We start from the raw sequence: 19,041 nt of genomic DNA on the forward strand, positions 1-19,041 counted from the left end.
GTTATCAAATGCAAAACACTCACCTCTGAAAAACCCCATGTCGATAGAACACATTCTTATTATTGACGATGATCCCCATATCCTGGCTCTTCTTTCTGAGATACTGGGCGCTCGGAACTTTTCAGTGTCTTCTGCTCCAGGAGTCAAACAAGCTATTAAGCAGATCTCTAACTGTCCTTTCGATCTGATTATTTCCGATATGAATATGCCTGATGGTTCAGGATTGGATATTATCCAGTATACAAAACAGCATCGTCCGCAAACCCCTATCTTGGTCATTACTGCTTTCGGAACTATTCAAAATGCTGTTGAAGCTATGCGATTCGGAGCTTTTAACTATCTGACCAAACCGTTTTCCCCCGATGCCCTTTTTACTTTAATCGCTAAAGCCGAAGAACTCCAAGCGCTACAACAAGACAACCTATTTCTACAATCACAAGGATCCTCCATCTCACATCCTCTGATCGCCGAAAGTCCTTCCATGAAACAGCTACTTGATAAAGCTCGCCGAGCGGCTAACAGTTCTGCGAATATATTCGTACACGGAGAATCCGGATGCGGAAAAGAAAATCTTTCATTTTTTATCCACAAGCACTCCCCTCGATCTACTAAGCCCTATATTAAAGTCAATTGTGCTGCTATCCCCGATACTTTGTTAGAATCTGAGTTTTTCGGGCACGAAAAAGGAGCTTTCACAGGAGCAACCACGAAGAAAGTAGGAAGATTTGAACTCGCCCACCAAGGCACTCTTTTACTAGATGAAATCACAGAAATTCCGATCCATTTGCAAGCCAAACTTTTGCGGGCAATACAAGAACAAGAATTCGAACATATTGGAGGAATAAAAACCCTCCCTGTAAACATTCGATTTCTAGCCACTTCCAATCGTGACCTTGAGGAAGCTATTGAAACCAAAGTTCTCCGTCAAGATCTCTACTATCGATTGAGTGTGATCTCTTTACACATCCCTCCCCTTCGCGATAGAAAAGAAGATATCCTCCCTTTAGCTCATTACTACTTAGAAAAATTTTGTAAGATGAATAATAAGCCTCCAAAAACATTGTCTTTAGAAGCGCAAAGAAATCTTTTGGATTATTCATGGCCTGGGAATGTTCGAGAACTCTCTAACGTACTCGAACGAACTGTTATTCTAGAAAACGATCCTGCGATCACTCCTTCTATGCTCGCTCTCTTATAATGATTCTTAACAGGAGTTTTTCTTGTATTTCAGAAGCTTTTCTGGTAACCTTGGATCCTTCCTTGTGCACCGATAGCTCAACTGGATAGAGTACCTGGCTTCGGACCAGGTGGTTGGAGGTTCGAACCCTCTTCGGTGCGCATTCTCTAAAACTTCTTTTCAATTTTTTTATTCTAGTATAAGCGACCCGTTATAGCTCGCTAATCACAGAAGTCTTCTTAATCTTATGAGCACCCCTCCTACAGATGCGCATTGTCTCTTCGATCCTATTCGCTGTAAACCCGTCCCTCCCTTTCCCGAGGAGCACGTTAGACAGGCTTTGCTCTCGTTTCTCATCCAAGAGCTCTCCTATCCCCAACAACAGATCATTGTGGAAAAAGGAATCAAATCTTGTATTCCAGCATCACTCCCGCCTCTCCCTAAAAAAATGCGAGGAAGAGCGGATGTACTTATCCTATCTCCCTCCTCTTACGTCTCTTCAGAAGGTGCTTCTATTTCTTTTCCCCATCCTCAGCCCCTACTATTAATAGAATGTAAAGCGAAAACAGTGACCTCTCTCTCTTTCAGTCAATTGATTAGCTATAACTATTTTATCGGGGCCCCCTGTCTATCTCTAATTAGCGCAAACTCTCAGCTCACAGGTTTTTTATCCCCAAAGACAAAAACATTCGCTTTTTACCAAGGGATTCCTTCATATTCTCAACTGATGAACTTCTATATCCATACATTTTCATGCAAATCACCCTTCCCGGAGTTGTTCTAACAAACTCTCCCGCTGAGAAACAATATGTTATCGTAAAAATTTTCTCGCCAGCAGGGCTTCTTTCTGCCTTCGCAAAAAATGGAGCATCCCTATCCTGCGATTTTCGAGAGTCTCTGTTCCCCATTTCTTTTAGCCTTTTCACGATTCAACAATCTCCTCCCAAAATGCGAAAAGTCATACAGGGGGAGCTCCAAAATCCTTTCACAACGATTAAAAGTTCGTATCCACTTTTGCAAAGCGCAGGGAAAATGATTCAAGCGATTCTCAAAACGCAATGGCATGAAAAGCCCTCTCCCCATCTCTTTTCTCTTTTTCTTAACTTCCTTCAACGAATTCCAGAAACGCAATACCCTAATTTTTTTTCCTCGATGTTCCTACTAAAACTCTTACAACATGAGGGAAGCCTAGATTTATCGCGCTCCTGCACCTTATGTAAAACTCCCTTAGAATCTTCAACTATTTACCGTTATGAAGGAGCTCTATTTTGTGAAAAACATGCTCATGAAGAAACGATCTCCTTCAGCCAAGAAGAAGACCATATTTTAAGAGTGATCGTACAAGCAAAAAAATTCCAAGAGCTCGTTTGTCTAGCAGAATTCCCTATCGACATCGATACAAAAATAGATGCCCTATTCTCCTCCTTCCTTTCAGAAACATCCGAGCCTTCTTCTCTATATTACAAAGGGAAAACGCTTCTCTAACGGAGAAAAATAACTCCTCCATTACGAGTCTCTACATGAAAAGTTAGCGTCACAGGGGATTCTCCTACCAAAGAATTCCGAAAAGTTTTCTTCCAAAAACCTCTTCCTCTCTTGATTAGTGATCCCTCTGCAACTACTTTACTATTCATATCAACCTGCGTATAGACAACTACACCAATGTCTTTAGGTAACATAATTGTAATTGGCTCTTGCTCATTACGAATATAAATAGACGCATTCTTTTTCCACTCCCCTCGAAAATCTAAATCCATTCTGCAGGAGGTACAAGAAAGATTTACAGAAGACAGTTCTGGACACTCTCCCTTTATTTTCGAACGCAGCAATCCAAAAGATCCCTTATAAACCACGCTCTCCAACTTAGGGAAGCTTCCCGTCACATTAAATTGTACACGTTTTTTTCTTTCTGCATGGATTTCCATAGTTTCCATATCTGGATACTGCCCAGAGAAAACAAACCGATCCATATAAAACTGCTCTTCTTCCGCGAGAAAATGCGCGCCGAAAGCGGGTAAACTGAACGTTCCGAAGATTGTCAACAAACAAACTAGTATATGCACAATAACGCCTCTCTTCTCCATCACGAAAGAAACAAAGCTCTACGCATGCACAACGAACTATGCAAGCAAAAACCTACCGTCAGCATACTAGAAAGATAAAAAGATTATCAAAATGAAAAGCAAAAAGAGGATCTGGATAACAAGGAAATCTTGCGAAAGAGGGGACTCGAACCCCTAAGGAAAGCTCCACTACCACCTCAAGATAGCGCGTATACCAATTCCGCCACTTCCGCAAAAAAGAAGACATGAAGAATCAGCTTACTCTGATTGGACTCTTTACTACAAGTAAAAAACCTCTCAGCTTACAAATTCCTATCTATTTTAAAGAAAAAATTGGAGGATTTATCAGAGAAAACTCTTATCCTCTCTATCTCAGTATCTGCCCATACTCAAACAAAGTCTCTGCAAAAGCCCATCCCCTTATTGTAAGAAACCACTGAATATGAGACACTCTTCCTTTCAACGATATAGATGTAATTTCTACCATGCGCTGTTCAGCTTATTGCACTGCTTCATCCTATCACTTGCACGTGCTCTTTCATCTTCTAAAAGTAAACTACCCCTCAGTTCTATCCCGAGAATACGTGCTGATTTCCTCAGAGGAACTAGATGAAAGCGACAAAGCTGCTGTTTTCTTCCCCTTTGGCGTTTGCGTGTTCTGGGGCTGGGAAGAAACTGAAGAATTACAAGTGATCCGTACTATCACCCCATCTGCAGTCAATCCTCTTCCCAACCCAGAAATCGATAGTTACGATTTCCATTACGGAGAGAAACTCCAAATCCGTCGCGATAGGCTGGTTCTGACTAACTCGAACCTAAATACAAAACTTGCTATTTCCTTTGGATTAGCTCAGTCTATCAAGCTTACAGTTTTCGAAGAAACGATTTACAAAACGGTTGAAAACTCGAAATCTCTTCCCCAAGAACTAGCTTCCAAAGGGAAAATTTCTCTATCCCGTAAAACGATTGCAAAAAAAATCGGGGAACTATTTCTAGATAAAGCTTCTGTGAACCTACACTCCGATATCCTTGATGAACCAGATTTCTTCTGGGAACATCCAGAAACTCAACCTTTTTACATCGATGTTTTAACCTGCCTAGACGTCAATGCTCGCGTAAACGTGCTGAATCATAGACTTGCTATCTTAGGGGACGTTCTTGAAATTCTTAATGACCAACTAAACCATCAACACTCCTCCGCTCTAGAATGGACCGTAATCTGGTTAATCGCTCTAGAAGTGTTGGTCACACTACTGAAAGACGTGTTTAACATCATATAAAGGTTATGCAAACTTCCCGGATCAGCTCTTTTTTCCGAGGGCTTGTTCACCTGTACCGTTGGGCGATTTCTCCTTTTCTCGGGGCTCCTTGTCGCTTTTTCCCTACATGCTCTGAGTACGCTCTTGTTGCACTAAAGAAACATCCGCTCAGAAAAAGCCTTTTTCTCATCGCCAAGCGCTTACTCAAATGCGGCCCTTGGTGCATAGGAGGTATCGATCTCGTCCCTAGAACTTCTGTTGAAGAATATCTCAGTTCCCCTACCCCTCTAGCAGAATCCCCAGACGACAGGACTGTGCCACACACCCAAGAAACTTCTTAGTATAGTGTGCCTCTCTAGGCAAAAGTTGAATAAAGGATTGTAAATCGCTATCAGAAAACTCATGCAACACCCAGTCCGCGTCATGTACTAACAAGAGAAGAGCTGCTAAAGGTTCCTGTCTATCCACATAAGCTTTCAGAAAACAGCGCCTCTGATGATCAGAAATCGCCGTTTGACGATTTTCTAAACAACACAGGGAAAAGAATAAGTCCTCCCCTCCTTGGATAATCATTCTTGCCAGAGAAGTGACCGAAGCAGCTTCGATTTCCGCACCAAAAAGGAGAGAACGCACATAGAGAAACTCAGGAAGATGACAAAACCGATACAGAACATCTTCATCCACCATCCCTGCTTCACAATCACGCACCATAATACGAAAAAAACCTCGTGAAGAGAATGGGAACCTCTCTGTAAGCAAATACTGACAAATCCGTGTAAACTCCTGATCATTAATATCCGGAAGTAACCAAGTACGTTCAGGACTTTTGAGTCTAATAAAAGTTAAAGGATGCGTCAGCATAGGAGCGATATCTACAAAATATTTTTGGATGCTCACCCCTAGAGCCCAAGATTTTAATGGATGGCCGAAAACCATTCTCTCTTCCTGCAACAAGGTTAATAAATCGGCAAACGAAGCATTTTCTAGTCTTTCCAAAATGTCTTCAGGAATCTTCCCTATTCGTGAACTTTTAGCGATGAGATTCCCTGGAAAAACCCGTAATTTATAAATATCTTTTCTAAATACGGTCGAATAAATCAAAAGCAGTAATAGGATATTCACAATAGAACTAAGAACGAGAGCTTGCTTCAGCCATTTAATCGTTTTTTTACTTTGCATAGCTCCTGATCCTCTTCCTTCTATCCCCATAAAAACTCCTACATCCCTCTCCCTCAAAATACTTGCTACTATACACGCCACTTCGTAAAATCTACCAAAAAAAAGCTGCATTTACTCATGCTCGTTCCTTTATCCCTATTACAAAAATTCTTCTCTTCTCCTCTCTCTATTGAGGAAATTTTACAAGCCTGTGATCGTATTGGAATCGAAGCGGAATGCTCAAATGTTTTTCCGGATTCCCTTAATACTGTTGTAACAGGGAAAATTTTAAGTGCCTCTCCTCATCCTGATGCAGAAAGACTTACTGTTGCCATCGTTTTTGACGGGAAGGGTGAGCGCCAAATCATCTGTGGAGCTCCCAACTGCCGAGCAGGCATCATTGTTCCTATAGCCTTACCAGGAGCTAAGTTACGTAATGCTTCGGGAGAAATCACTACAATCAAAAAAGCTAAAGTTCGTGGGCTCGAATCACAAGGAATGTGTTGTGGAGCAGACGAATTAGGGTTCCCTCATTTACAAAAAGCAGAGCGTGGTATTTTTGAGTTCCCTGCAGATACTCCTCTTGGAGAAAGTGCCTGCATGCTACTTGCTGGAGCTCCCCTAGAATGCTCGTTAACCCCTAATTTAGGCCATTGCGCATCCTTACTAGGCCTAGCAAGAGAAATTTCCTTTCTATCCCCTGTATCTCTTAATATCCCAGAAGAATTTTCTTTTGCCTCGCTTCCTCAAGAAACTTCTATTTGTGATATGCACGATGCTGGAGCTTGCCCCATATTCTATTCCGTCAAAATCTCGGGTCTATCTTGTCGACGATCCCCAGAATATCTGCAAGCAGCCTTAACAGCTCTTGGACAAAAACCTCTTAACGCCATCGTTGATATTACGAATTATGTGATGCTGTCATTAGGTCAGCCCCTACATGCTTACGATAGCCAAGCGGTGGAGCAAAAGTCTCTCCATGCAGCCACTCTACAGTCAGCTCAACCACTTACTCTTCTAAATCAAGAAACCTATACCCTCCCCGCAGGATCTTTAGTCGTTGCTGATCAGCATAATATCTTAGGATTAGCTGGGGTCATGGGAAGTGCTGCATCTTCTTGCTCAGAAAATACAACAGAAATCATTCTGGAAGCCGCTTACTTCCAGCCTCAGGCTGTAAGAAAATATCAACGCACGATACAGCTGCACACAGAAGCTGCCTATAGATTTACCCGAGGAGTGGATCCTCAAGGCGTATTACCAGTGTTACATGCTGCTATCCATATGATTCAATCTCTATTTCCGGATGCTCAAATCTCTCCTATTCAAAAAATTGGAGATGATAGCTTTTCTCCTTTGTCTTTAAGCGTTCGCCCTAAAACGATTAAAAGACTTCTGGATATTGAGTTCTCGACCGCAGAAATAGTTGCCAAACTCTCTTCTTTAGGATTTCAAACAGCAGTAGAAGAGCAGGCCGTTCGAGTCGAGGTCCCCTCTTACCGTCATGACATTCAGGAAGAGACCGACCTTGTTGAAGAGATCTGTCGCACCACACCATTCGTTCAAAAAACACAAAAAATACTCCCAACCTATACTCCGATCTATTCTTTGAAACGTGAACTCACAGCTTTCTTAGCAAATGGTGGGCTACAACAATTCTTTACCTACTCCTTGCTGGATACAGAAGTATCTTCCTTATCTTTGCAAGAAAGCTCTTTGATTCCTGTACAGAATTCTTCCTGGAAATTACGCGACTCCCTTCTTCCTGGGATGCTAAAAAGTGCGGCTACTAACCTCCATAGGCAAGCCCCCTATGTTTATGCTTTTGAAATTGGAAATGTGTACTCGAAGGAGCAGAACCGTTACCAAGAGGAAGAGCGTGTTGCTATTTTACTCTCTCGCCAAGTAATGGATGATTCCTGGCAAGGGAAAACACCTCTCTCTTTTTATACAATCAAAGGATGGGTGGAAAAACTATTATGCCAGTCAGGAGCTTCTATAGAAGACTTTTCTCTTCAACCCAGCCAGCATCCGAACTTTCACCCTTATCAGCAAGCTGCCTTGTATCAGAAAAAACATCTATTAGGCATCTTTGGGACGTTGCACCCACAACTATGTAGAAAAGCTCAGATCAAACACGATGTAGTCTTTGCTGAGCTTTCTTTAAATGTGCTTTTGTCTTTAAAAAAGAAATCCGGACCTCATTACGTACCCTATCCAATCTATCCGGCCTCTTCCAGAGACATTACAATTACAATAGATAGAGATCTTCCAGCAGATCTCGTACGCAGAGAACTTTTAAGTTTCGAATCTAAATGGCTTGAAAGTGTTCATATTGTCAGTGTATATCAAGGGAGAGACTCTGCATCTCAAAGTAAAAACGTTTCTCTTCGGATGGTCTTCCGTGATCACGAACGAACCTTATCCGGGCAGGAAATAGAAGAAGAATACGAACGTTTAACTGCATTACTTGATAAGAAATTAGCCAACATAGGACAAGGCAACTCATGAAGCGTTTATTTTTTATCTGCGCCCTCGCCCTTTCTCCTCTAGCATATGGAGCTGTTCAAAAGGATCCTATGTTAATGAAGGAGACTTTCCGTAATAACTACGGGATCATTGTCTCTAAGCAAGAATGGAACAAACGTGGATGCGATGGCTCCATCACTAGAGTATTCAAAGATGGAACTACAACCTTAGAAGTTTATGCGCAAGGTGCTTTACATGGGGAAGTCACACGAACGTTTCCTCACTCTACTACCCTGGCCGTTATAGAAACTTATGATCAGGGAAGGCTTCTTTCTAAGAAGACCTTCTTCCCAAATGCTTTGCCTGCTAAAGAAGAAGTTTACCACGAAGATGGGTCTTTCTCCCTAACACGTTGGCCTGACAATAACAACTCTGACACAATCACAGACCCCTGCTTTGTAGAAAAAACTTATGGGGGAAGAGTATTGGAAGGTCATTACACCTCTTTTAATGGAAAATACTCTTCAACAATCCTTAACGGCGAGGGAGTTCGCTCTACTTTTTCTTCGGATAGTATCTTGTTGACAGAAGAGTCGTTTAATGATGGCGTAATGGTCAAAAAAACGACATTTTACTCGACTCGAGAACCCGAAACCGTCACTCATTATGTCAATGGGTACCCTCACGGAGTTCGGTTTACCTATCTTCCTGGTGGGATTCCAAATACGATTGAAGAATGGCGATATGGACATCAAGACGGCCTTACAATCTTATTTAAAAATGGTTGTAAGATTGCTGAAGTCCCATTTGTACGCGGAGCAAAAAATGGAATCGAACTCCGATACAATGAACAAGAGAATATCGCTGAAGAGATTTCTTGGCAGCACAACATCTTGCATGGAGTCCGTAAAATCCATGCGGCGGGGGTATGCAAATCCGAATGGTATTACAAAGGCAAACCTGTCTCGCAAATCAAGTTTGAACGACTCAGCGCTGCCAGATAATTCAACCTTGGGAGCGTCATGGCTGAAAAGTTCTTTGTTGTTTCTCCAACGTCCAAGAACTGTTTGGCCCAGGCTTGCTCTCAAGGGCTTGCTATAAATAGAACTCCCCCTATTCAAATTATTGTGCATTTCCGGGGAGATTCTATTTTTCACTCAAGGCTCTCTCCCGCTCCCGTTTTTACCTGTTTATTCCTTGGACCAGGAGCACATAAGGCCATGGAAGGACTTGTCCGCTGGTGTGAAGCCTACGCCAATAAAATGCCGCCTAAACTATCTTTTCTTGATCTATCCTCTTTCAAAGAGAAGCGCCTGGCAATCCCACAAGAAATACGCCAAATCCCCTTCGGCACTCGTCATACCTGTGAAGAGATTGCAGAACGCACAAAAACCCATACGGAAGAGGTGCTCATCGCCTGCCAAGAAAACCCCTTATCACTACTGATTCCCTGCCATCGAGTACTTTCCATTCATGACTACCCGGGCGGGGAAAAGCTTTACAAAGCCCTTACCGCATTTGAAGAACTCTCTTAATCCTGCATCTTAGGATCTAACGCATCCCGAATCCCATCTCCAATCACAGCAATAGCCATTAACAACAATGTCAACATAATAGCGGGAGGCCATAGAATGGCGCTCTCTGATGGAAATGCTGTGACTCCTTCTCGCAAAAGATTTCCCCAAGATGCCGAACTCTCCTCTCCTAACCCTAAAAAAGTGAGCCCTGCTTCACAGCTAATCATAGCCATCATCGAGAACGGCAATAAAGAAATAACCGGAACAATCACGTTAGGAAGGATCTGATGCACCATAATATGGTAATGGCTGTAGCACAAGTTGGTAGCAGCTAGAACATACCCTAAATTCCTTTGCTTTAAGGTTTCTATACGCACATAGCGACTAATACTGACCCATCCAAAACATCCCAGCAATACCGAATCTAATATGAGAGATTTTTTTTGTGTAATAGCTACCACGAGCATAAGAATAAACAACATGGGCATAGTCTCCCAAATTTCTGTCACTCGTGATAATAACATGTCTACCTTGCCACCAAAGTAGCCAGATAACAATCCCACAATGATGCCTATAAATAAAGCTATAGAAACACCCAATCCACCAACAACGATCGCAATACGAATCCCAAAGATCAGAGAAGCGAGTAAATCCTTTCTATTAATGCGTGTAAGCTGCCACCAATGCACATACTTGTTCATCTCTCGAGATCCGCCGGCATCATCTTCCCAGTGAAAGCTGCTTAATAATGGATTCAAAACCATTTGTACCTGTTCAGACTCGGTTTCTATCCAATTACGCTTATCCATGATAAACGCAATCGAATTATTTAAAGCTTCACGCTCTTCTAAAAGACTACGTACAAAGGCCAACTGCTCTCTAAAAGGAGCCTCTTTTTCCTCAAGAGCCTCAAACGCTGCACGCAACTGTTCTTGGGGATGTTGCTCGTATATCGCCATATTCAGAGCATGTTCTGAACGTGCTCTAGCCATCAAATAAGGACGGTAATCTTCCAGCAAAGTTCCCCATCCTTCAAAACCTTCCGGATAGGAAGGTTTTAACTTGTTGATCTTATTTTTGAAAAAACGCAGGCTTGCTGTTTCGTTCTTCATTTCTAGAAAATGCAGAGTCGGCATCGGAGATTGCTTACACAACTCGTATGCCTCCCTTTGTTTTTCAAGATGATCGTGCTGCATCTTGCGATATTTGGCTTTTACAAGCATTCCCAGCTGCTCATATTTACTCATATAAGCACGCTCACTTTCCCAAGTGCGTGTTCTTTTAGCAATTGTTGGAAGAAACTCTGTCTTTGGAGTTGTTTTCAATTCCTGTTGCAGATGCTTAGCCCGTTTCTGCTTTAACAGCTCATCCCGACAAGGATCTTGAACTCTCCCACTCAAAGCAAAAGAGAATACCGCAATATGTATTCCAGTCACTACACCTAGAAACAGCTTTTTCCACACACCACTGAGATAACGAAAGCCTAAAATAAAAAACGGCAGTGTGAGCATTAAGACATTAAAAAATAAATCGATAGACTTAGTGTAAAAACCTGGGAAAAGCAAATAACGGAACAAGGGGAAATACCACTCCCCGTGCCAACGAACAAGAATCGGTTTACTAGAAGCAAATAAAGGAGCGTAAATACCAATAAGCATAAGTCCAATAAAGAACTTTAAAGCTATAGAGGGAAGTGCCCGTCTATTATAAGCACGAAAAAATCGTTGATAAGATGTTTGGGGTTCCTTCATCTCACACCTTCCTTTCTTCTAGCTGTACACGTGGATCAAGAAGAACGTAACAAATATCCCCGATTAAGTAACCGATCAGAGAAATCACCGATCCCATAATTACGGAAAACATCACCACATTGTGATCACGATTTAGAATCGCCTGATAGAAAAATTTCCCGAAACCATCGATATCAAATAGTGTTTCCACTACTAAAGCTCCTCCAAGTAGTGCGCTTAAAGACGAGGCTAAAGAAGTGATTAACGTAGCTGCAGAGTTTTTCCCCACATGCCGAACCAAAATGTCATACTGAGAAATACCACGAGCTCGAAGAGCTGAAATATGGTCTTCTCCTAAGACTTCTAAAAATACAGCACGACTTAAACGTGACTGTGCAGCAAAAGCTCCGTAACTGACAGCACAAAAAGGCAAGAAACTGTGTAACACAATATCCGTCAGCTTTTCAAAAGAAGTCATTTCTTTGAATATTTCTGGAGATGAACACAGTCCACTGTAAGGCATAGAAATGGACGTAAATGGAACTGTTTTATTTAGAACGAAATTATCAATAATCCAAGGGACAGCAACAAAGACAGGAATAGAAAATAAAATCAAAAATAGAAAATTGAGAAGATGATCTATCCAATGGTTTTTATTCACAGCCATGATCATACCGAACACTTGGCATAATATAAAAACCACAATCATAGGAAGCAGGGATAGAATAAGTGACGAACCTAAACGTTTGATCACTTCAGAAACGACCGTCTTATGACAGTCGTTGCGTAACGTTCCAAAATCCAATCTAACGATACGAGAAAGGTACTTAGCAAACCGCGTCTCTAAGAAAAAGATCCTCCAGAGATCTCTTCGCATTAATTGCCCTCTTCCGCCCTCTTGCTCAACCCATTCTTGTAACGCGGCAACTTTAACTTCGATATTATCTTCATTCAATAAACGCACGAGTTCTGCATTGCTTTTAGACACTTTTTGATTATATTCGCGCTGTTCCTCCAGCAAACGTGCTCCAACAATCCCCTGACGAATACCTCCTCGAATGAATAAATCTGCTGCAACATGTCGATAAATATCCTCTTTCGAAGAATCTTCAGCCTCTGCAAGCAGCGCCGGCATAATGAACTTGGCACAATCTCCCCAATACACCTTAATATTGGTTATGCTTCCTGTCTTACTCTTCTTGTGAATCGTCCCATCAATAATCTCTTGAATCCCAGCACGGAGTTCCGATCGAGAAATCTGTGGTCGAGTATTAAAAAAAATAGGGAGAGTTAATCCGTAATGCTCTCTAAATTGTAAATAACGGTCCGGCCCTTTATACGTACGAACCTTATCCGATCTCCCAGCCTCACCTTGGGCATCCACACTATGTTCCTCAAGCAGGTCTCCTGGAGCAGCATTGAGAATCACAAAATTCACAGAGATGATAGCAAAGAGCGTTAAGGGAATCAAAAGCAGACGTTTTAAGATATAGCGGAGCATCGACCCTCCTCTTTATCTACCCACAACATGGATAAATTCACTGTCTCATCTTGAGCTCCAGGAATCAAATCCTGATGTTCTGTTGGCACAAAAATATTTTTTACAAACTCCTTATAGACAAGGGAGTACTGTCTTGAATAGAGAAACGCGTAAGGAGATTCCTCATGAATCACCTCGTGAAAACGGTGATACAAGGCTTGGCGCTTATTAGAATCATACTCGTAACTGAGCTGTTCGATGATACGGTCTGCTTCCTCATTACAAAATCCAACAGCATTGGCAGATCCTTTCTCCAAAGCTCCTTCCGAATGCCATAGAGCACGAGGATCTTCTGGAGGGGTTCCTAAACACCATCCGGAAAGAATAGCATCGAAATTTTTCTCCTCGAGGGCTTGTGAATAATCCGCCATATCTAACCCGAGTAAGCAACACTCGATACCCACCTCTTTACATACCGTAGCTACATATTCGGCAATCGTTCGTGCTGTTACACTTTTCACATAGTAGCATAACCGGAAACGGAAAGGCACTACAACTCCATCGATTACTTTCTCACGAATACCATCTCCATCAGCATCGATCCAGCCCTCTTCCTCTAATTTACGTGCGGCCTCTTCCGGAGAGTATTGCCATCCCTCTACATCTCTGTTGTATGATGGAGAGCAGAGAGAAAAAGGCCCACTCACAGAGACTCCACGACCATCCAAGCACTGCTCAATAATGCGATCCCGATCGATCAACATATTCATGGCTTGTCGTACCGAACGATTGTTAAAGAAAAGAGAAAGACAATTCCATCCGATGTAAGAATAGGACCGGTCTGATGAATTTTTTTCTAAAATTGCCTCTCCTCTAGCAGCTTGTTCCTTATAAGCAGAGGTTTGCATGAAGCTCGCTAGATTATCGACATGGTTAGGAGGGAAATACGCAATATCCACCTTCCCAGCTTTGAAATCTTGGAAGAGAGAATCTGTACTATCTTTCATATAGATATAGCGCTTCTCCACAAGAGCCGCAAACGGATTATGATAATTAGGATTACGAACTAAAGTAATTTTCTCATCATCCATCCCTGCAAATCGGAATGCTCCACAGCTCACTATGTAATTATACGCCCAATGTGAAGAAAAGTTTTGCGCCCATACCGAATCTTTGCGATACGTATCAGGATCAGAATCTTCTGGAACGATCTTCTCTCCATTTGCGAAATACTGATACACGAAACAAGGTAACGGTTGGAGTGCCAATGTATTCGCGAAAGCAGAATAGAGCACTTTTTTCTCTTCCTCTCCCTGTTCATTACGTACAGTATGAGCTCTCCAACGAACGATTAATTTCAAATCGTTTTCTACCCGAACCGAAACCATATCCTCAAAATAAGATCTCATAGCCACTGCACGCATTTCTGCAACATAGGGATTCATGACTACATCGTAATAGAACTTCACATCATGAGCGGTGACAGGATGTGGTCTTAAGAAGGTGTCTGCTAAAGTTATATTTTTAGGGAACAGCGTAGGATCTATCGGCTCCCAAAACATATTAGGACGCAAATAAATATGAAATTCTTTATCCCCAGACCCATCCTCTACATAATGCTCTTCTATCTTTAAGGCTAAACTAGGCGCAAACTCCTCGTATTTACCAACATGCTCAACAGCCAAATTAGGAACGCACAATTCATAAAATCGAACGATATTAACAAAGCCATTAAACGGACTTAGGTTATCAGGCCTTCCTACTTGAGCTGTACGCAAAATACCTTTCGGAACAAAACCTTCCTTTAACAACGAAGGGACCACTTTTTCAACATAAGGGTCTTCGCATAATAAATTAGGGAACGCAGGATCTCCGCAATCCTTCAATACACTGATCTCTGGAGAAACAGAAAAATCTGTAGACTGGACCCAATTTTTTTGCTGATGCGAGATCCGGACTAACTCAAGAACATCTTCATGTAAAGCCTTGAGTTCTCTTTTGATCGATTTCACATCTTTTTCAAGTAGATCTGAAGACCAATACAACAGGAATAAGGACAGAACCAGTATTGTTCGTATAATTTTATCTATCATGCGTTGTCTCCTCTATTCGTTGAAAACGCACCAAAAAGTCTCAAGACAGGTCTAGAATACTCTTATCAATCTGGGTTTTGAATTCTAGTAACTAGCGAATTATAGCAAAAGAAAAGCTTTTTCCTCTTACAAACAAGATGATCGACTTACTGAAAGAAATATTTCAAAAAATATTTAGGAAGGAGCTGGTATAGAGAATCTTTTAAGAAAAAAAAAGAGAGTTGAAAATTCAACTCTCTTTTAGAAAAAACTATAGAATAATAGGATCTCTAGTTTCTTCTCCACCTTCTTCCCCTTCGCAAGCTAGGGAAACAACTAAAGAAGAAACTTCTTTTTCTTCTTCAGTCTCATCAGCGTAAACGGAACCAGCAGCGGCAGCAGAAGTTAACATTGCGAGTAAAAGTAATTTTTTCATCGACGTCTCCTTTTAATAGGTAGATTTCACGAATAATCCGAACTTCCTACTTTCTCTCCTCGAAAAAATGCTATAGAAAAGAATAGAAGCGGACCTAAGCCGTGTAAGCTCGGCCAAACTTTAAGAAAATCAGAAAATATAGGCAAGGAAAAGGATCGTTTCTGGATAGTTGTCGATCAGAATAGATCCTTGCTAGCGCAAAACTAAAAACTGTTTCAAGTGGGGATAAGAAAGTTGATAAAGGGATGGAACCCTTTGACTATCTAAGGGCATATCGATACGCGGAATCCCATGCAATGATTGTGTGGAATAGGAAAAACTAGCCGTATTCCCCAACACAAAAGAATACCGATAAGTCTCCTGAACAAAATGCTGACTTACTACATCACTTTTCCCCAATGGAAAGAAAAAGCTTTCTACTGGGCTTTGAATGGCATTCTCCAATAAAATTTTAGATAATAAAATCTCTGTGTGTAGATAAGGAGGAGCATATTTAAGATTTCTAATCGCAAACCCTGAAGAAGCAAATCGCACTAAAGGGCTTGCAGCCATATGACACAGCTCTCTTACTGAACAAAAAGGCTGATGATACGAAAATATTTCGTCCTGAAAAGCTAAAAAATCAGAGGGAGCAATTCGCACATCAATGGGAAGATCCTCTCCTTCTAAATCAGCCACATATCTCCAGGCAACTCCAATAACTGCAGGTATCTGCAAGTTCTGAAGAAGAGGAAAGACATGTGTGTAGAAATCAACAGAAGCGTGATCGAATGTAAGCATAAGGGCCTTTTTCTTAGGGAGAGGGTCTCCAGGCAACATGAAAGAATAGTGTTGCTTAAGAGAGGACAAAAGGCTCACAAACGATTTGAATAAGCGAGGAAACTTAGAAAAAGAAACCTGTCGATAAGCTAAGACTCGAAGCATGGATCAACTGAGGGAATTGCAAAAGGATCTTCTGGGTAAATCACTATCTGGCCTGAAATAATAGTAGGGGTATGCTCTTTTTCTTCAAGAACTCGCTCTGCTGTTTCCATAGAACAGATTTCAGAAATGGGGGAGGAGCTATGCATAGCAAAAATTCCAAATCAATAAAGGGCCCTCAGACTGCTGTAACGTTTAGATATAGTCCAAACCCCGTCTTTATAAAATTGCTCGTAATCTTCAAATCCTGGCAAAGCCTTCAATTCCGTTAACTCTAAAGAAAAATCCTGATTCAAAGATTCTTTAACCTCAATCATGCGCAATAACGTTAGAAAACGTAGCATAGGGAAATCCTTCGAAGAGGAAATAGACGAAAGAAGTTCTCTAGACTTATCTAAAACCTCTTGATACTGCTTGGTTGCATGCGCATCAGCTATTTCCTTCAATAGAATATGTTGAGGAGAAGGTAGCTGCAAATGCGTTCCATGTTGATAGGCAAGCCCTGAATAATACGCTCCTCGTAAAGGGTCATTGTGTATATGAAAACATGAAGCTAAAAATCCAGCGTACGAAACAGCCTCTTTACCACCTCTTCGATACGCTTGTTCAAGCATAGGCATAGCCGTCTCTGGAGGGAAAATTCCTCGCGAATAAGCAGCTTCAACTGACCGCGAAAGCAACGCCAAGCTATTCTGACGCTCAACACGATAGGTTTTCACATTAACAACTATCTTCCCTGAAAGAAAAATAGATAAAACAACAAGGCAAAAGAGAACAACCGAGTAAGAAGAAATCTTTTTTCGCAAAATCTCGAACATGGTCTTACGCACCCTATAAAAGCAAACAGTCCTTCACCAGTTCCAATGCATTAGAAAACCCTGAGACACCAGTGCAAAACCGTCTCTATAGGTTGGTTATCTTCTCGATAAATATCTTGACTTGGTTCTTTTACACAAGAAGAACTTTAGATACAGATAGTGTACAATGGTTGTTATTTTGGATGTAGGCCTTTTTAAGAAGGATCTTCTCTGTTTACAAAGACGATTCCTAAAGCTTGCTTTCTCGTTATAAACAAGAAACCACCCTAGATCCTTTGTACATCGAACGAAAAGAAACTCTATACAAACTTTTTATTCCCCTTTCTTTATATTTAAGAGTTTTTTTTACTAATGAATAGTCTTCTCCGACTACAGAGAGAAATGAGTCTCCTATTCCATAAAAAAAAATACCAAGGTAAAATATCTCCTATTTTACTCCCATCTACAGAGGATCCTTTTATTTCAGGATGGATTTTATGTCTGTTGTCCCACAGAGTCCTTGTTCATCTCCTACAAACTTCTATAGGAGGCTTAGCGTCTCTTGGCGAGCCTCTCTATCCCCTCGCGCTCGATACGAAGTAGGGAGCCTTTTAGCTATTGTTGGACTCATTCTGACCTTAATAGGGGCTGCGAGCATTCACGCAGTGCTTTTACAATCTGTGGCTACCCCCGCTATACTTTCCCTTTGTTCAGCTTTCTCTATTCGCCCTTTGGCGACAGCTATTTTTTCTGTGATTGTGGGACTCGCTCTCCTCATAGGAGGGATCTTTCTTCTCCCTGTACAGCAGGAAACGCCGCACTCTTCTCTTCGCTATTTAGCTACTACCCCGTAGAACTTAATGAGTTTTTTAGATTTCTTCAGGTCTACCTTTCTTAACTGTTCGTAAACCTGTAATCCCTTAGCATTCATTCCCTGCTGAAAATAGAGAATCCCCAGCTTCATTATTGTATTCGCGTCATGGGGTTTCAATTTCAAGACAATCTCGTATTCACGAATTTCTTTCTTGGGCATCTGTAGATCATGATAGCTATAGGCCAACTGTGTATGCACCCAAACATTCCCTGGAGCGTATTCGTTAAGAATCTTGAATTCTTCTGTAGCCCTATGCGCTGTTGCAAAAAACTTTTCCTGAATATCCTCTCCATAACGTCCTGGAGGAACCCAATATTTCGTATCAAATTCCGTGTATTTCCTGGGGTCTGCATAAAGCCCCGATAGTGATACGTAGGCATCTGCTAAGGAAACGTGTGCACCCAAGTCTGTAGGAATTGCTTGGACAACTAGTAAATACAAATCAATTGCTTTCTGCAAAAGCATCTCTCGGAAAGAAAAATAATCCTTCCAAAAACAAAAACAGCTGAATTTTTTGATAGAGTCGTAGGGAGGCACTATTTTCAATAAATTACAAAAAACAAAATACTCTTGATTTTGCATTACCAGAGATAGCTGTGTAACTGCTGCAGCGATCTCTGGCTGTTCCTCCATTATGTTTTTCTTTTTAAAAATTACCTGAGCTTGATGAACAAAGTCCGCAAGGAGTTTATCAAAGAATTCCGTTTTCTTAGATAGAATGTAAAGCCTAATGACTAAACATATAAATATTGTAAGAACAAAACAGGCCAGGCAGAAGGCTGGTAGAAGGGTTTTCCCAGAGAAAAGAAAAAAGTAAAGAAAGATTCCCAGCTCTGCGACCATTAAAGTCATCCCTAAAGCAACCAATAAAGTCTGCTTGAGCAGATAGCGCAATAAGAGTCGATGCGTTTTCTTACATAAAGACTCTAATATGGACTGAGCGTTTCGTGATTTCATAGAAATCCCGCAATCCTAATTTGCCAGGCGTCCCCAGAACTAGCTTTCCATCTCTTTTTCGGAGAGAGCACTATTAAGGAATATTTCTTTAAGACTATATTCTTAGAGACAATACTGAACAGGCATTTTCT

At 41.4% G+C, this 19,041-nt stretch carries 19 protein-coding genes and 2 tRNA genes; 10 read left to right on the forward strand and 11 right to left on the reverse strand.

Annotation, left to right across the window (positions count from 1 at the left end; genetic code table 11):
- Nucleotides 1-37: 37 nt before the first annotated feature.
- From CTA_RS02530 to recO, 4 genes are all read left to right on the forward strand, one after another.
- Nucleotides 38-1,198 (forward strand): sigma-54-dependent transcriptional regulator, encoded by a 1,161-nt coding sequence (locus CTA_RS02530; protein ID WP_009871826.1) that lies wholly within the window; start codon nucleotides 38-40, stop codon nucleotides 1,196-1,198.
- 66 nt (nucleotides 1,199-1,264) lie between these two features.
- Nucleotides 1,265-1,338 (forward strand) — tRNA-Arg (locus CTA_RS02535).
- An 86-nt stretch (nucleotides 1,339-1,424) separates the two neighbouring features.
- The gene (locus CTA_RS02540) at nucleotides 1,425-1,961 is read left to right on the forward strand and encodes a type I restriction enzyme HsdR N-terminal domain-containing protein (RefSeq protein WP_009871827.1); all 537 of its coding nucleotides are present in this window, start codon (nucleotides 1,425-1,427) and stop codon (nucleotides 1,959-1,961) included.
- Nucleotides 1,931-2,662, forward strand: coding sequence for a DNA repair protein RecO (gene recO, locus CTA_RS02545; RefSeq protein ID WP_009871828.1), 732 nt, complete (start codon nucleotides 1,931-1,933; stop codon nucleotides 2,660-2,662). The genes CTA_RS02540 and recO overlap by 31 nt, the downstream gene beginning before the upstream one ends.
- Here the strand turns inward: recO and CTA_RS02550 are convergent.
- Together CTA_RS02550 and CTA_RS02555 are read right to left on the reverse strand one after the other, a co-directional pair.
- The gene (locus CTA_RS02550) at nucleotides 2,659-3,261 is read right to left on the reverse strand and encodes a hypothetical protein (RefSeq protein WP_009871829.1); all 603 of its coding nucleotides are present in this window, start codon (nucleotides 3,259-3,261) and stop codon (nucleotides 2,659-2,661) included. The two genes, recO and CTA_RS02550, sit on opposite strands and share 4 nt — an antisense overlap.
- Nucleotides 3,262-3,391: 130 nt before the next feature.
- Nucleotides 3,392-3,473, reverse strand: a tRNA-Leu gene (locus tag CTA_RS02555).
- A gap of 252 nt (nucleotides 3,474-3,725) precedes the next feature.
- On the opposite strand from CTA_RS02555, the gene CTA_RS02565 reads away from it, so the two are divergent.
- Entirely contained in the window at nucleotides 3,726-4,520 is a 795-nt protein-coding gene (locus CTA_RS02565) for an RMD1 family protein (RefSeq protein WP_009871831.1), read from the forward strand.
- Between the two features lie 5 nt (nucleotides 4,521-4,525).
- Nucleotides 4,526-4,840, forward strand: a complete 315-nt coding sequence (yidD, locus tag CTA_RS02570; RefSeq protein WP_009871832.1) for a membrane protein insertion efficiency factor YidD — start codon at nucleotides 4,526-4,528, stop codon at nucleotides 4,838-4,840.
- On the opposite strand, the gene CTA_RS02575 is transcribed toward yidD, so the two are convergent.
- Entirely contained in the window at nucleotides 4,779-5,708 is a 930-nt protein-coding gene (locus tag CTA_RS02575) for a hypothetical protein (protein WP_012727924.1), read from the reverse strand. The two genes, yidD and CTA_RS02575, sit on opposite strands and share 62 nt — an antisense overlap.
- A gap of 87 nt (nucleotides 5,709-5,795) precedes the next feature.
- Here CTA_RS02575 and pheT point away from each other — a divergent pair, with 87 nt between their 5' ends.
- The 3 genes from pheT to CTA_RS02590 are packed head-to-tail and all read left to right on the forward strand — an operon-like array spanning nucleotide 5,796 to nucleotide 9,661.
- The gene (gene pheT / locus CTA_RS02580; RefSeq protein WP_011324747.1) at nucleotides 5,796-8,168 is read left to right on the forward strand and encodes a phenylalanine--tRNA ligase subunit beta; all 2,373 of its coding nucleotides are present in this window, start codon (nucleotides 5,796-5,798) and stop codon (nucleotides 8,166-8,168) included.
- Nucleotides 8,165-9,130 (forward strand): toxin-antitoxin system YwqK family antitoxin, encoded by a 966-nt coding sequence (locus tag CTA_RS02585; RefSeq protein WP_009871835.1) that lies wholly within the window; start codon nucleotides 8,165-8,167, stop codon nucleotides 9,128-9,130. Before pheT ends, CTA_RS02585 begins: the two co-directional genes overlap by 4 nt.
- Nucleotides 9,131-9,148: 18 nt before the next feature.
- A complete protein-coding gene (locus CTA_RS02590; protein ID WP_011324748.1) occupies nucleotides 9,149-9,661 on the forward strand; it encodes an MGMT family protein in 513 nt (170 codons plus the stop codon).
- Here the strand turns inward: CTA_RS02590 and CTA_RS02595 are convergent.
- The 7 genes from CTA_RS02595 to CTA_RS02620 all read right to left on the reverse strand — a co-directional run bounded on the left by CTA_RS02595 (nucleotide 9,658) and on the right by CTA_RS02620 (nucleotide 17,100).
- Complete coding sequence (locus CTA_RS02595; RefSeq protein WP_011324749.1) at nucleotides 9,658-11,394, reverse strand: ABC transporter permease; 1,737 nt, start codon at nucleotides 11,392-11,394, stop codon at nucleotides 9,658-9,660. The two genes, CTA_RS02590 and CTA_RS02595, sit on opposite strands and share 4 nt — an antisense overlap.
- A gap of 1 nt (nucleotide 11,395) precedes the next feature.
- A complete protein-coding gene (locus tag CTA_RS02600) occupies nucleotides 11,396-12,874 on the reverse strand; it encodes an ABC transporter permease (protein WP_009871838.1) in 1,479 nt (492 codons plus the stop codon).
- Nucleotides 12,856-14,946, reverse strand: coding sequence for an ABC transporter substrate-binding protein (locus tag CTA_RS02605; protein WP_009871839.1), 2,091 nt, complete (start codon nucleotides 14,944-14,946; stop codon nucleotides 12,856-12,858). The genes CTA_RS02600 and CTA_RS02605 overlap by 19 nt, the downstream gene beginning before the upstream one ends.
- A gap of 250 nt (nucleotides 14,947-15,196) precedes the next feature.
- Nucleotides 15,197-15,361: a hypothetical protein gene (locus CTA_RS02610; RefSeq protein ID WP_011324750.1), complete on the reverse strand. Its 165-nt coding sequence runs from the start codon at nucleotides 15,359-15,361 to the stop codon at nucleotides 15,197-15,199.
- Between the two features lie 192 nt (nucleotides 15,362-15,553).
- Complete coding sequence (locus CTA_RS02615) at nucleotides 15,554-16,285, reverse strand: polysaccharide deacetylase family protein (RefSeq protein WP_009873146.1); 732 nt, start codon at nucleotides 16,283-16,285, stop codon at nucleotides 15,554-15,556.
- Nucleotides 16,270-16,431 carry a hypothetical protein gene (locus tag CTA_RS04940; protein ID WP_009871842.1) on the reverse strand — a complete coding sequence of 54 codons (162 nt, stop codon included), beginning with the start codon at nucleotides 16,429-16,431 and terminating at the stop codon, nucleotides 16,270-16,272. Before CTA_RS04940 ends, CTA_RS02615 begins: the two co-directional genes overlap by 16 nt.
- 15 nt (nucleotides 16,432-16,446) lie before the next feature.
- Entirely contained in the window at nucleotides 16,447-17,100 is a 654-nt protein-coding gene (locus tag CTA_RS02620) for a hypothetical protein (protein WP_009872695.1), read from the reverse strand.
- A 467-nt stretch (nucleotides 17,101-17,567) separates the two neighbouring features.
- Between CTA_RS02620 and CTA_RS02625 the strand changes: the two genes are divergently transcribed.
- Entirely contained in the window at nucleotides 17,568-17,933 is a 366-nt protein-coding gene (locus CTA_RS02625; protein ID WP_009871845.1) for a hypothetical protein, read from the forward strand.
- On the opposite strand, the gene CTA_RS02630 is transcribed toward CTA_RS02625, so the two are convergent.
- Nucleotides 17,912-18,910: a tetratricopeptide repeat protein gene (locus CTA_RS02630; protein WP_011324751.1), complete on the reverse strand. Its 999-nt coding sequence runs from the start codon at nucleotides 18,908-18,910 to the stop codon at nucleotides 17,912-17,914. The two genes, CTA_RS02625 and CTA_RS02630, sit on opposite strands and share 22 nt — an antisense overlap.
- Between the last annotated feature and the right edge of the window lie 131 nt (nucleotides 18,911-19,041).

It is taken from the genome of Chlamydia trachomatis A/HAR-13, assembly GCF_000012125.1.
Taxonomy (GTDB): Bacteria; Chlamydiota; Chlamydiia; order Chlamydiales; family Chlamydiaceae; genus Chlamydia; species Chlamydia trachomatis.